Origin of the sequence: Streptomyces incanus (assembly GCF_042656345.1) — a bacterium.
Classification (GTDB): Bacteria; Actinomycetota; Actinomycetes; order Streptomycetales; family Streptomycetaceae; genus Streptomyces; species Streptomyces incanus.
This window is the reverse complement of the sequence record NZ_JBHSPC010000046.1, coordinates 39,448-52,086: the sequence shown is the minus strand read 5'-3', so window position 1 is coordinate 52,086 and position 12,639 is coordinate 39,448. Positions and strand designations below refer to the sequence as shown.

11 protein-coding genes are annotated in these 12,639 nt (G+C 68.9%); 9 read left to right on the top strand and 2 right to left on the bottom strand.

What is annotated here, in order from left to right:
- Positions 1–12 precede the first annotated feature (12 nt).
- Together ACFP2V_RS17275 and ACFP2V_RS17270 are read left to right on the top strand one after the other, a co-directional pair.
- Positions 13–1,635, top strand: coding sequence for an MFS transporter (locus tag ACFP2V_RS17275; protein WP_381212570.1), 1,623 nt, complete (start codon positions 13–15; stop codon positions 1,633–1,635).
- A 257-nt stretch (positions 1,636–1,892) separates the two neighbouring features.
- Positions 1,893–2,201 (top strand): small hydrophobic protein, encoded by a 309-nt coding sequence (locus tag ACFP2V_RS17270; protein WP_381212567.1) that lies wholly within the window; start codon positions 1,893–1,895, stop codon positions 2,199–2,201.
- A gap of 213 nt (positions 2,202–2,414) precedes the next feature.
- Here ACFP2V_RS17270 and aceE read toward each other — a convergent pair whose 3' ends face one another.
- Positions 2,415–5,162 carry a pyruvate dehydrogenase (acetyl-transferring), homodimeric type gene (gene aceE, locus ACFP2V_RS17265; RefSeq protein WP_381212564.1) on the bottom strand — a complete coding sequence of 916 codons (2,748 nt, stop codon included), beginning with the start codon at positions 5,160–5,162 and terminating at the stop codon, positions 2,415–2,417.
- A gap of 409 nt (positions 5,163–5,571) precedes the next feature.
- Here aceE and ACFP2V_RS17260 point away from each other — a divergent pair, with 409 nt between their 5' ends.
- The 6 genes from ACFP2V_RS17260 (at position 5,572) to ACFP2V_RS17235 (ending at position 10,304) form a co-directional block, all read left to right on the top strand.
- Positions 5,572–6,009, top strand: coding sequence for a DUF3052 domain-containing protein (locus tag ACFP2V_RS17260; protein WP_326752493.1), 438 nt, complete (start codon positions 5,572–5,574; stop codon positions 6,007–6,009).
- A 157-nt stretch (positions 6,010–6,166) separates the two neighbouring features.
- Positions 6,167–6,625: a peroxiredoxin gene (locus tag ACFP2V_RS17255; RefSeq protein WP_381212561.1), complete on the top strand. Its 459-nt coding sequence runs from the start codon at positions 6,167–6,169 to the stop codon at positions 6,623–6,625.
- Positions 6,626–6,757: 132 nt separating this feature from the next.
- Positions 6,758–7,333 (top strand): TerD family protein, encoded by a 576-nt coding sequence (locus ACFP2V_RS17250; RefSeq protein ID WP_381212558.1) that lies wholly within the window; start codon positions 6,758–6,760, stop codon positions 7,331–7,333.
- Positions 7,334–7,633: 300 nt separating this feature from the next.
- Complete coding sequence (locus tag ACFP2V_RS17245) at positions 7,634–8,209, top strand: TerD family protein (RefSeq protein WP_381212555.1); 576 nt, start codon at positions 7,634–7,636, stop codon at positions 8,207–8,209.
- 75 nt (positions 8,210–8,284) lie between these two features.
- The gene (locus ACFP2V_RS17240; protein WP_381212552.1) at positions 8,285–9,421 is read left to right on the top strand and encodes a DUF475 domain-containing protein; all 1,137 of its coding nucleotides are present in this window, start codon (positions 8,285–8,287) and stop codon (positions 9,419–9,421) included.
- A 145-nt stretch (positions 9,422–9,566) separates the two neighbouring features.
- Positions 9,567–10,304, top strand: a complete 738-nt coding sequence (locus tag ACFP2V_RS17235) for a TerD family protein (protein ID WP_381212549.1) — start codon at positions 9,567–9,569, stop codon at positions 10,302–10,304.
- A gap of 19 nt (positions 10,305–10,323) precedes the next feature.
- On the opposite strand, the gene ACFP2V_RS17230 is transcribed toward ACFP2V_RS17235, so the two are convergent.
- Complete coding sequence (locus ACFP2V_RS17230) at positions 10,324–11,259, bottom strand: TerD family protein (protein ID WP_381212546.1); 936 nt, start codon at positions 11,257–11,259, stop codon at positions 10,324–10,326.
- A 203-nt stretch (positions 11,260–11,462) separates the two neighbouring features.
- On the opposite strand from ACFP2V_RS17230, the gene ACFP2V_RS17225 reads away from it, so the two are divergent.
- Positions 11,463–12,629 (top strand): HpcH/HpaI aldolase/citrate lyase family protein, encoded by a 1,167-nt coding sequence (locus ACFP2V_RS17225; protein WP_381212543.1) that lies wholly within the window; start codon positions 11,463–11,465, stop codon positions 12,627–12,629.
- The last annotated feature ends 10 nt before the right edge of the window (positions 12,630–12,639 follow it).

Below are 12,639 nucleotides of genomic sequence, written 5' to 3'. Positions count from 1 at the left end.
AGCCTCGAAGGCATGACTAGTCAGACCACCATCGACGCGACGGGACCCGGGGACAGGACCCCTCCGGACACCCCGTCGGACGCGGCACCCGGCAGAGGGCTGCGCGGCCATCCCTGGCTCACCCTCTTCACCGTCGCCGTCGGCGTCATGATGGTGGCCCTCGACGGCACCATCGTCGCCATCGCCAACCCCGTCATCGCCAGGGACCTGGGCGCCAGTTTCGCCGAGGTCCAGTGGATCACCAACGCGTACTTCCTCGCCCTCGCGGTCTCCCTGATCACCGCGGGCAAGCTCGGTGACCGGTTCGGCCACCGGCAGACCTTCCTCATCGGTGTCGTCGGCTTCGCCGCCGCCTCGGGCGCGATCGGCCTGTCCGACAGCATCGCGTCGGTCATCGTCTTCCGTGTCCTGCAGGGTCTGTTCGGCGCGCTGCTGATGCCGGCCGCGCTGGGCCTGCTGCGGGCGACCTTCCCGGCCGAGAAGCTCAACATGGCCATCGGTATCTGGGGCATGGTCATCGGCGCCTCCACCGCCGGCGGCCCGATCCTCGGCGGCGTCCTCGTCGAGCACGTCAGCTGGCAGTCGGTCTTCTACATCAACGTCCCGGTCGGCGTCATCGCGCTCGCCCTCGGCGTGTGGATCCTGCTCGACCACCGCGCGGAGAACCGCCCGCACTCCTTCGACGTGCCCGGCATCGGCCTGCTGTCCGGCGCGATGTTCTGCCTCGTCTGGGCGCTGATCAAGGCCCCCGAGTGGGGCTGGGGAGACCTGAAGACCTGGGGGTTCATCGCCGTCTCGGTGGTGCTTTTCGTGGTCTTCGCGTTCTGGGAGAAGAAGGTCAAGGAGCCGCTGATCCCGTTGGCGATGTTCCGCTCCGTCCCGCTGTCCGCGGGTGTCGTGCTGATGGTCCTCATGGCCATCTCCTTCATGGGCGGCCTGTTCTTCGTCACCTTCTACCTGCAGAACGTGCACGGCCTGAGCCCGGTCGACGCCGGTCTGCACCTGCTGCCGCTCACCGGCATGATGATCGTCGGCTCCCCGCTGGCCGGCGTGGTCATCACCAAGGCCGGCCCGCGCATCCCGCTGGCCGGCGGCATGGCCTTCACCGCGCTCGCCATGTTCGGTGTCTCCACGCTCCAGAAGGACACCGGCAGTGCCGTGATGTCGCTCTGGTTCGCCCTGCTGGGCCTCGGCCTGGCGCCCGTCATGGTCGGCGCCACCGAGGTCATCGTGGGCAACGCGCCACTGGAGCTCTCCGGTGTCGCCGGTGGTCTCCAGCAGTCCGCCATGCAGGTCGGCGGCAGCCTCGGTACGGCCGTGCTGGGCGCGGTGATGGCCTCCAAGGTCGACAGCGACCTCGCGGACAACTGGGCGGACGCGGGACTCCAGCCGCTCACCCCGGAACAGGCCGCGCAGGCCGCCGAGGCCGTCCAGGTCGGTGTGGCCCCGGTGAGCGAGCAGATGCCCCCGGACATGGTCGCGACGGTCACCGACGTGGCGCACGACACCTTCCTCTCCGGCATGAGCATGGCTTCCCTGGTCGCCACCGGAGTCGCCGTCGTGGCGGTGGGCGTCGCCTTCCTCGCCAAGCGCGGTGAGAACGCGGAGGCCGGCGCGGGCGTCGGCCACATCTGACGGATCCGGGGACCGGGTTCGCTCATCAGGGTGAACCGACGTGACGGTCCCTCCCGTTCGGAGGGCATCGCAGGTCACAGTGGGTCATGTCCTCCGTAGGGCCTGGAGGATGCCGGCTGCGGCGCGCTGCTGGAGGGGGGCGGCGCGCAGGCAGCGGCTTGCTCGTCCGCGCTTCGGAGGCATTCACGCTCCGGGTGGGGGTACCCGCATGTCGAACCCCACTACAACCCCAACCAACCCCGGGGTTCAGGGAGTTGATGATGGCGAGCTTCTCGAACGGCACGCGCAGGCACCCCCGCTCACGTGGCCGGACGTGGTCACGGACCGGGCCGGATCGCGCGACGCTCGGAATCATCGGAGTCATCTGCGCGGTCGCCGGTTTCTTCGTGCTGGGGATCGTCCTCGGCCCGGTGGCGATCGTCTGCGGCTGGCTTGCCATGGGCCGCAGTTGGGCCGGGTCCCGCCCGGTCCCGGCGCTGGTCGCCCTGGTCCTGGGCGCCATCGACACGCTGCTGGCGATCATCTGGCTGGCTTCGGCCACCGGCTCGGGCTACGGAGTGTTCTGACGACCCGGGAGATCCGGGTCCGGACGGAGGACTCCGGGTCCGGACGGAGGAAGGCCCGGCGGCGGTACGGATGCCTCCGGGACGGAATGGGGGTGGGCCTCCGGTGATTCGCCGGAGGCCCTTCCTCATGCGCCCTGCGCCGTGTGAGGCGCTCCGTGCCCGTGGGCGGTGTCCGACGTCCGTCGGGGCGGGTGGATGCTGTCCGTCGCGGCGTCAGGCGTCGCCGCCGGCCGTGCCCGGTTCGGCTGCCACCACGTCCAGCAGCTGATAGCGGTCGATGGCCTGCTTCAGCACGGACCGGTCGATGTGCCCCTCGCGGGCCAGCTCCGTCAGCACCCCCACCACGATCGACTGCGCGTCGATGTGGAAGAACCGCCGGGCCGCCCCGCGCGTGTCGGCGAAGCCGAAGCCGTCCGCGCCCAGCGACTGGTACGTCCCCGGCACCCAGCGCGCGATCTGGTCCGGCACCGAGCGCATCCAGTCCGACACCGCCAGGACCGGCCCCTGCGCCGAGGACAGCTTCCGGGTGACGTACGGCACCCGCTGCTCCTCCTCCGGGCCCAGCAGGTTGTGCCGCTCGCAGTCCACGGCCTCGCGCCGCAGCTCGTTCCAGGAGGTCGCCGACCAGACGTCGGCCCGCACGTCCCACTCCTCGGCGAGGATCCGCTGCGCATCGAGGGCCCAGGGCACCGCGACACCGGAGGCCAGGATCTGCGCGGGGAGCGAGCCCGCGGTGCCCTCACGGAAGCGGTACAGGCCCTTGAGGATGCCGTCCACGTCCACGTTCTCCGGCTCGGCCGGATGCTGGATGGGCTCGTTGTAGACGGTCAGGTAGTAGAAGACGTCCTCGCCGTGCGGGTGCTGCTCGTCGCCGCCGTACATCCGGCGCAGACCGTCCTGCACGATGTGCGCGATCTCGAACCCGAAGGCCGGGTCGTAGGCGACGCACGCCGGGTTCGTGGACGCCAGCAGCTGCGAGTGGCCGTCCGCGTGCTGAAGGCCCTCACCGGTCAGGGTCGTACGCCCCGCGGTCGCGCCGAGGACGAAACCGCGCGCCAGTTGGTCGCCCATCTGCCAGAACTGGTCACCGGTGCGCTGGAAACCGAACATCGAGTAGAAGACGTACACCGGGATCAGCGGCTCGCCGTGTGTGGCGTACGCCGAGCCGGCCGCGATCAGCGAGGCCGTGCAGCCGGCCTCGGAGATGCCGTCGTGCAGCATCTGCCCGTTCGGCGCCTCCTTGTACGCGAGCAGTAGATCCCGGTCCACGGACTCGTACTTCTGCCCCAGCGGGTTGTAGATCTTCGCGCTCGGGAAGAGCGAGTCCATGCCGAACGTGCGGTACTCGTCCGGCGCGATCAGTACGAACCGTTTGCCGATCTCCTTGTCCCGCATGAGGTCCTTGAGGAGTCGGACAAAGGCCATGGTCGTCGCGATGGACTGCTGACCCGATCCCTTCTTCACGTTCGCGTACGTCTTGTCGCCGGGCAGCACGAGCGGCTTGGAGCGCACCACGCGCGTCGGCACATACCCGCCGCAGGACTTGCGGCGGTCGTGCATGTACTGGATCTCCTCCGAGTCGCGGCCCGGGTGGTAGTACGGCGGCAGGCCGGACTCCAGGTCCTTGTCGGCGATCGGCAGGTGCAGGCGGTCCCGGAAGCCCTTGAGGTCGTCGACCGTCAGCTTCTTCATCTGGTGCGTGGCGTTGCGGCCCTCGAAGTTCGGGCCCAGTGTCCAGCCCTTGACCGTCTTGGCGAGGATCACCGTCGGCTGGCCCTTGTGGTCCAGGGCCGCCTTGTACGCCGCGTAGATCTTCCGGTGGTCGTGACCGCCGCGGCCCAGGTACAGGATCTGGTCGTCGGTCATGTTCTCGACCATGGCGCGCAGCCGGTGGTCGTCACCGAAGAAGTGGTTGCGGATGTACGCCCCGGACTCGGTGGCGTACGTCTGGTACTGGCCGTCCGGCGTGGTGTTCATCCGGTTGACCAGTACGCCGTCCCGGTCCTGGGCGAGCAGCGGGTCCCAGGAACGGTCCCAGACCAGCTTGATCACGTTCCAGCCGGCACCCCGGAAGACCGACTCCAGCTCCTGGATGATCTTGCCGTTGCCGCGCACCGGCCCGTCCAGGCGCTGCAGGTTGCAGTTGACGACGAAGGTCAGGTTGTCCAGGTTCTCGCGGGCCGCGAGCGTCAGCTGGCCCAGCGACTCCGGCTCGTCCATCTCGCCGTCGCCGAGGAACGCCCACACGTGTGACTTCGAGGTGTCGACGATGCCGCGCGCCTGCATGTAACGGTTCATCCGGGCCTGGTAGATCGCGCCGATCGGGCCGAGGCCCATCGACACGGTCGGGAACTCCCAGAAGTCCGGCATCGAACGCGGGTGGGGGTAGGACGACAACGCTTCGGGCGCCTTCGACTTCTCCTGCCGGAAGCCGTCCAGCTGCCGCTCGCTGAGCCGGTCCAGCAGGTACGCGCGCGCGTAGATGCCCGGCGAGGCGTGGCCCTGGAAGAAGACCTGGTCGCCGCCGTCGCCCCCGTCCTTGCCGCGGAAGAAGTGGTTGAAACCCACGTCGTAGAGCGACGCCGAGGAGGCGAAGGTGGCGATGTGGCCGCCGACGCCGATCCCGGGCCGCTGTGCGCGCGAGACCATCACCGCCGCGTTCCAGCGGGTCGCGTTGAGGATCTTGCGCTCGATCTCCTCGTTGCCCGGGAAGAACGGCTCCGCGCGGGTGGGGATCGTGTTCACATAGTCCGTGCTGCGCATCTCGGGCACGGCCACGCGCCGCTCGCGGGCCCGCTCGATCAGGCGCAGCATCAGGTAGCGGGCCCGCTCCCGGCCGCGCTCGTCGACGGCGGCGTCGAGGGAATCGAGCCACTCCTGGGTTTCCTCGGGGTCGAAGTCAGGGACCTGACTCGGAAGGCCACCAATGATGATCGGGGTGCGATCGGATGCGGAAGCCACGCTGTTCCTTACCTGTCGAAGGGCCGTGAGGAGGCCGCTGCTTCACTGATGCAGCCGGGTCTGCGCGCTCCCCATGGTCCACCCCGGGGCCGCACACGTCATCTCTACCGATAGGTAACCCGCACGCGACACCGGTACGGTGGCGTACGGAGCGAATCTCGGATTCATGCGAGTCTCGTACCCGTATACAGTTCCCAAACGCCCATTCGGGGCACAAAGGTGTGGTGTGAGTCACTGTGGACCAGGATGATGTGCCTGGAGTTGCGGTGACCCGGTCAGGATCGTCACCGTTTAGGCGGTCCGGACGGCCGGGTACTTGCGCGATCCGCCCCGCCCGTGTGGACTACGGCCAACGCCGCGCGCCCGCGCGTGGCTGAGATATTCCCAAACCATGATCAGGAGGCAACCCGTGAGCGCGACCGCGGACCACGCGGAGGAGCGGACGAACCCTGCCGCCAGGCTGGGGTTCCAGCCCGGGCAGGTGGTCCAGGAGATCGGCTACGACGACGACGTCGACCAGGAGCTCCGCGAGGCCATCGAGGGCGTCATCGAGAGCGACCTTGTCGACGAGGACTACGACGACGTGGCTGACGCCGTTGTGCTTTGGTTCCGCGACGACGACGGCGACCTGACGGACGCGCTGGTGGACGCCGGCACGTACATCGAGGAAGGCGGGGCGATTCTGCTCCTCACGCCGAAGACCGGCCGTTCGGGATACGTGGAGCCGAGTGACATCTCGGAAGCCGCGACCACGGCCGGCCTGACCGCCGCCAAGGGCGTCAGCGTCGGCAAGGACTGGAGTGGCAGCCGACTGGCCACACCCAAGGCGGCCAAGTCCCGGAGGTAGCAGGGGCGACGGCACTGCCCCCACGGGCAGCCGTACCCCGTTTTCAACCGGACGGGCTGATCAGCTCAGCCCGTCCGGGCCATTGTCGTCCCCCTTGAGTAGGCTGTTCCCAGGGAACAGAACCGGGCGCAGCACCCCCGAAGGGACGAACCAGGCGATGGCGATCCAGGTCGGCGACCAGGCTCCCGACTTCGAGCTCAAGGACAACCACGGTGCGCCCGTACGGCTGTCCGACCACCGAGGCCGTCAGAACGTGGTGCTCGTCTTCTACCCCTTCGCCTTCACCAGCGTGTGCACCGACGAGCTGCGCGCCCTGCGCGACGGCCGAGGCCGCCTCGCCGACCGCGACACGCACCTGCTCGCCGTCTCCACCGACTCCATCCACACCCTGCGCGTCTTCGCCGAGCAGGAGGGTCTGGAGTACCCCCTGCTGTCGGACTTCTGGCCGCACGGGGACGTCTCGCGCGCCTACGGCGTCTTCGACGCCGGCAAGGGCTGCGCCGTACGGGGGACCTTCGTCATCGACCGGGAGGGCCTCGTACGGTGGACGGTCGTCAACGCGCTGCCCGACGCACGCGACCTGAACGACTACGTCAAGGCGCTCGACACGCTATGAGCACGCCCGACAGCGACGATTCCTCGGCCCCGGGGCCTGCGGTGGCCGGGAACCCATTACTAGGATCGAATCGTTGATCCGACATCCGACGCACGAGGGGGCTTCCTGCCCCCGGACATCAAGGGAGGACTCGTGGGAGTCAGCCTCAGCAAGGGCGGCAACGTATCGCTGACCAAGGAGGCGCCGGGCCTGACCGCGGTCATCGTCGGACTGGGGTGGGACGTCCGCACCACGACCGGCAGCGACTTCGACCTGGACGCCAGCGCCCTGTTGGTGAACAACACGGGCAAGGTCGGCAGCGACGCCGACTTCGTCTTCTTCAACAACCTCAAGAGCCCGGACGGCTCGGTCGAGCACACCGGCGACAACCTCACCGGTGAGGGCGAGGGCGACGACGAGCAGGTCAAGGTCAACCTCGCGGGTGTCCCCGCCGGGGTCGAGAAGATCGTCTTCCCGGTGTCGATCTACGACGCCGAGAACCGCCAGCAGTCCTTCGGCCAGGTGCGCAACGCGTTCATCCGCGTCGTCAACCAGGCCGGCGGCGCCGAGATCGCCCGCTACGACCTGTCCGAGGACGCCTCCACCGAGACCGCCATGGTCTTCGGAGAGCTGTACCGGCACGGCGCCGAGTGGAAGTTCCGCGCCATCGGCCAGGGCTACGCCTCCGGTCTGCGCGGCATCGCGCAGGACTTCGGCGTCAACGTCTGAGACGCTCGCGTCCCGGGCGTTCCCGCCCGGGTCCGGCCGTCTCGCACGGCTGTCCCGTCCGGCGCCGCACGGTTTACGTGCGGCGCCGGACGTGCAGGACCACCTGAGAAGCTGTTGTCCCACCCCTTTCCGGGGCTGGGGAGCCTGGCACCGCCGCCTCCGGCGTTGCCGTCGGTCGCCGACGCTCGCGTCGACTCCCTCCTCCGCCCTGGATCCGACGGCGCCAGGCTCCCCAGCCTGATCCGAAACCGGATGGGACAACAGCCTCCAAGAAACATCACCCGGGGAGGGACCAGCATCATGGGCGTCACGCTCGCCAAGGGAGGAAACGTCTCCCTGTCCAAGGCCGCACCGAACCTCACGCAGGTGTTGATCGGGCTCGGCTGGGACGCGCGCTCCACCACCGGAGCCCCCTTCGACCTCGACGCCAGCGCACTGATGTGCAGCGGCGGCCGGGTCATGGGGGACGAGTGGTTCATCTTCTACAACCAGCTCCACAGCCCGGACGGCTCGGTCGAGCACACCGGTGACAACCTCACCGGTGAGGGCGAGGGCGACGACGAGTCCTTGCTGGTCGACCTCTCCAAGGTGCCGGACCGGTGCGACAAGATTGTCTTTCCGGTCTCCATCCACCTGGCCGACGACCGCGGCCAGGCTTTCGGCCAGGTCAGCAATGCTTTCATCCGAGTCGTCAATCAAGCGGACGGTCAGGAACTCGCCCGCTACGACCTCTCGGAGGACGCCTCCACGGAAACCGCGATGATCTTCGGTGAGCTCTACCGCTATCAGGGGGAGTGGAAGTTCAGGGCGGTGGGCCAGGGGTACGCGTCCGGGCTGCGGGGCATCGCTCTAGACTTCGGAGTCAACGTTTCGTAAAGCCGACTACGGCAGCGGGGAGAGTCTCCTCCGGGGAACGTCCGGGGGAGCCCCCCACACATGATGGGGTAGCCAGTGGTTCTGAAAACCTTCGGCTGGTCGTTCGCGGTCACCGCGCTCGGCCTGGTCGCAGCGGTCCTCTTCGGGGGGTGGACCGCCTTGGGCATCGTGGCGATCCTCTCGATCCTCGAAATCTCGCTGTCCTTCGACAACGCGGTGGTCAACGCCGGAATCCTGAAGAAGATGAACGCCTTCTGGCAGAAGATCTTCCTCACCGTCGGCATCCTGATCGCCGTTTTCGGTATGCGACTGGTCTTCCCCGTCGTGATCGTCGCCATCAGTGCCTCGCTCGGTCCGATCGAGGCGGTCGATCTCGCCTTCAGTGACAAGGACCGCTACCAGCAGCTGGTCACCGACGCGCACCCGTCGATCGCCGCCTTCGGTGGCATGTTCCTGCTGATGATCTTCCTGGACTTCATCTTCGAGGACCGGGACGTCAAGTGGCTGACCTGGATCGAGCGTCCGCTGGCCAAGCTCGGCAAGGTCGACATGCTGTCGGTCTGCATCTCCCTGGTCGTCCTGCTGATCGCCTCCCTGACGGTCGGCGCCAACGCCTACCAGCACGGCGGCGTCCATGTCGACAAGGCGGAGACCGTTCTTCTCGCCGGTATCGGCGGTCTGATCACCTACATGATCGTGGGCGGGCTCTCCGGCTTCTTCGAGGACCGGCTCGAGGAGGAGGAGGAACGCGAGCACGAGGAGGAGCGGGCCGCGCGAGCCGGCAAGCCCAAGACGGCCCTCGCCATCAGCGGCAAGGCCGCGTTCTTCCTGTTCCTCTACCTCGAGGTCCTGGACGCGTCCTTCTCCTTCGACGGTGTGATCGGTGCCTTCGCCATCACCAACGACATCGTGCTGATGGCCCTGGGCCTGGGTATCGGCGCCATGTACGTCCGTTCGCTGACCGTCTACCTGGTCCGCCAGGGCACCCTCGACGAGTACGTCTACCTGGAGCACGGCGCGCACTACGCGATCGGCGCCCTCGCCGCGCTCCTGCTCGTCACGATCCAGTACGAGATCAACGAGATCATCACCGGCCTCATCGGTGTCGTCCTGATCGGCCTGTCCTTCTGGTCCTCCGTGCGCCGCAACAAGGCCCACGCGGCGGCCGAGGGCGGCGCGGGTGAGAAGACCGAGGTCCCCTCCGGGGTGTGACAGCCCTCCGGGTGAGGAACGCTCTGTTCGGGGCGGCCGTCGAGGACCAGTCCTCGACGGNNGACGGCAGGGGCGTCGGCGAGGCGGCCGGGGCCGGCAGGGCCAGTGGGGCAGCGGGGGTTCGACGAGTGGACTTGGGGCGGGAATGGGCTTCCTGGACGGACTGTGGCGTGGAAACGACAGCGCCTTCGACTCGGGCAACGCGGCCACCAATGCCATCGAGCTGACGAAACGGTACGCGCAGGTGTCCCTGACCAGACAGGGCGCGGCCACCGGAAATCTCCGGGTCAACCTGAGCTGGCGGATGCGGACCTCCGACCTGGGCGGCTCCCAGCGGGAGAGCCTGCTGCGCCACCCCTTCAAGGCGCTCAAGCCCCCGGAGGTCGTCGCGCACAGCCAGAGCATGGTCAACGTCGACCTGGACCTCGGCTGCCTGTACGAGCTCCAGGACGGCACCAAGGGCGTGGTCCAGCCGCTCGGCGGCCTCCTCGGCGACGTCAACGGGCCGCCGTACGTCAAGCTCAGCGGCGACGACCGGTTCGGCTCGGGCTCCGGGGAGACGCTCTACGTCAACCTGGACCAGCGCGAGAACATCAAACGCCTGCTGGTCTTCGTGTACATCTACGACCAGACACCCGCCTTCGACCGGACCCACGCCCGGGTCACGCTCTACCCCAGCAACGGCCCGCGGATCGAGATAGGCCTGGACGAACGCCACCCGCAGGCCCGCTCCTGCGCGGTGGTGATGATCGAGAACATCAAGGAAGAGATCATCGTCCGCCGCGAGGTGAAGTTCGTCTACGGCTTCCAGGGAGAGCTGGACCGCCTCTACGGCTGGGGCCTGCAGTGGGGGCGCGGCTTCAAGTCGAAGACGGGGCGGTAGCCGGGCGGCCGGACGGGCCCTACCGCCCGATGAACTGCGGCCCCTGCGGGGGCAGGCGGAAGTCGGGGTCGGGGGTGTGGGCGGCCGGGGGCGGGTAGCCGTAGCCGGACGGGGCCGCCGCGGCGGCGGGCGCGGGGGACGTCTGGGGGTAGCCGTAGGCGGGCCGGCCGGTCGGCTGCGGGTAGCCGTAGGCCGGCTGGGTGGCCGGCGGCTGCTGGGGTGGGTAGCCGTACGCGGGCTGCGCCGGAATCCCCGGCGGCTGCTCGGGTGGCAGCGGGACGGAGAGATCGGCCGCGGCGGGGGCATGCGCCTGGGTCAGCGCCTCGGAGGGGACCGGGGGCGCGGGTGGGGCGGGAGGGGCCGAGGGTGCGGGCGTGGCGGTGTCGGCGGCGACGGGCGCCTGTGCGGCCTCCGACTCGTCCACCGAGATCCCGAAGTCCGTCGCCAGGCCCTTCAGCCCGTTCGAGTAGCCCTCGCCGAGCGCCCGGAACTTCCAGCCGTCCCCGCGCCGGTACAGCTCACCGCAGATCAGCGCGGTCTCCCGGCCCGTCTCCGGCGTGACGTCGAAGTACGCCAGCGCCTCCGCGTCCGGGGCCTGCGCGTCGTACAGCAGGATGCGCAGCGTGTCCACGGTGTCGAAGGTGACGCCGTCCGCCGACGCCACCAGCAGAATCCGCCCGACGCCCTCCTCGACCCCGCCGAGATCCGTCTGGATCGTGTCGGTCAGGCTCTCGGCGACACGCTTCTTGCCCAGCCGCCACACCTTGCCGGACGGGTGCCGGGGCTGGTTGTAGAAGACGAAGTCCTCGTCCGACCGGACCCGGCCGTCGAGCCCGAGGAGCAGCGCGGACGCGTCCACGTCAGGTACCCCCTGGCCGGGTGACCAGCGCAGGACTGCGCGTACCGTGGTGGCTCGGAGCGGGACGTTCGACCCCTTCAGCATGGCGTGCGTCATGCGGTCATCCTGCCCTCTCCGCCCTGGTCACGACAATGCGGGGTCCGGCGTGCGCCGACGCCGCCCGGCATCGACATGACCGGGTCATCCGAAGTTCACGCCCGGCGGGAACCGCCGACATCGATACGTACGTACTATTACCGGCCACCTTTCGATATTCCACAGCCATTCCTCAGCATGCCCAACGGTCCCGGGGGAGTTCAATGCATCACTTCGGACAGATCGCCCCTGCGGTGCGGAAACGTCTCTTCCACCGGGAGCCGGGCCTGTTCACGGCCCAGTCCCCGGCCCACCTGCTCTCCATGGCCCTCGGCGCCACGCTGTACAGTCCCGCGACCCGGCCCCTGCTCGCCGACGACATCGTCAAGCAGGCCGGGAACGGCGTGGTCTCGATGGTGCTGTGCCTCGAGGACTCCATAGGCGACGACGACGTGACCGCAGGCGAGGCGAACCTCGTGGCCCAGTTCGCCGATCTGGCCGGCCGGGCCGGGGCTGATCTGCCGCTGCTGTTCATCCGGGTCCGCACCCCCGAGCAGATACCCGATCTCGTCCGGCGCCTCGGCCCCACCGCCCCGCTGCTGTCCGGGTTCGTCCTGCCGAAGTTCACCGAGGAACGCGGCACGCCCTTCCTGGAGGCCCTCGCCGTCGCCGAGGCCACCGGCGGACACCGCCTCTTCGCGATGCCGGTGCTGGAGTCGCCGGAGCTGCTCTACCGCGAGACCCGTGTGGAGACCCTCGAAGGCATCCTCCGCGCGGTCGACAAGTGCCGCGACCGGGTCCTCGCCCTCCGCCTCGGCGTGACCGACTTCTGCTCCCCGTACGGGCTGCGCCGCGGCCCCGACATGACGGCCTACGACCTCCAGATCGTCGCCTCCGTGATCGCCGACGTGGTGAACATGCTGGCCCGGGTCGACGGCACCGGATTCACCGTGACCGGACCGGTCTGGGAGTACTTCCGGATCCAGGAGCGCATGTTCAAGCCGCAACTGCGGCAGAGCCCGTTCCTCGAGGTGCAGGCCGTGGAGCTGCGCCAGTCGCTGATCGAGCACGCCATGGACGGCCTGCTGCGGGAGATCTCCCTGGACCGGGCCAACGGACTGCAGGGCAAGACCTGTATCCACCCCTCGCACGTCCTGCCCGTGCACGCGCTGTCCGTCGTCAGCCACGAGGAGTACAGCGACGCCCAGGACATCCTGCGGCCGGAACGCGTCGCCGGCGGTGTCATGAGGTCGGCGTACACGAACAAAATGAACGAGGTGAAGCCGCACCGCGCCTGGGCCGAGCGGACCGTGCTGCGCGCCGAGGTGTTCGGCGTCGCGAACGAGGACATCGGGTTCGTGGAGCTGCTCGCGGCCGGCCTGACCAAGTGACCCGACCCGA

Bases quoted from the DNA above. Each gene is read 5' to 3' on its own strand.
- ACFP2V_RS17235 (WP_381212549.1), top strand. From the start codon at position 9,567: ATGGGCTTCCTGGACGGACTGTGGCGTGGAAACGACAGCGCCTTCGAC.
- ACFP2V_RS17230 (WP_381212546.1), bottom strand. From the start codon at position 11,259: ATGACGCACGCCATGCTGAAGGGGTCGAACGTCCCGCTCCGAGCCACC.
- ACFP2V_RS17245 (WP_381212555.1), top strand. From the start codon at position 7,634: ATGGGCGTCACGCTCGCCAAGGGAGGAAACGTCTCCCTGTCCAAGGCC.
- ACFP2V_RS17255 (WP_381212561.1), top strand. From the start codon at position 6,167: ATGGCGATCCAGGTCGGCGACCAGGCTCCCGACTTCGAGCTCAAGGAC.
- ACFP2V_RS17270 (WP_381212567.1), top strand. From the start codon at position 1,893: ATGATGGCGAGCTTCTCGAACGGCACGCGCAGGCACCCCCGCTCACGT.
- ACFP2V_RS17275 (WP_381212570.1), top strand. From the start codon at position 13: ATGACTAGTCAGACCACCATCGACGCGACGGGACCCGGGGACAGGACC.
- ACFP2V_RS17225 (WP_381212543.1), top strand. From the start codon at position 11,463: ATGCATCACTTCGGACAGATCGCCCCTGCGGTGCGGAAACGTCTCTTC.